Below are 250 nucleotides of genomic sequence, written 5' to 3' on the forward strand. Positions count from 1 at the left end.
TGACGCGGTGAACGGCTCGCAGCTGTACGCGACGAACCAGAGCATTTCGGACCTGTCGGGCGACATCACGAACATCAACGGTCAGCTGGCTGACGCGGTGCTGTACGACTCGTCGGCGCACGACTCGGTCACGCTGGGCGGCACGTCGGCCACTTCGGCGGTGGCGCTGCACAACGTGGCGAACGGCACGCTGAGCGCGTCGAGCCTCGACGCGGTGAACGGCTCGCAGCTGTACGCGACGAACACGAAC

Annotated in this window: 1 pseudogene; it reads left to right on the forward strand. The window is 66.4% G+C overall.

The window, feature by feature from the left end:
- Positions 1–250, forward strand: a pseudogene (locus U5A57_RS41570) (hypothetical protein); the annotation flags it as partial.

Source organism: Paraburkholderia sp. J11-2, assembly GCF_905220185.1.
In the GTDB taxonomy this organism is placed as follows: Bacteria; Pseudomonadota; Gammaproteobacteria; order Burkholderiales; family Burkholderiaceae; genus Paraburkholderia.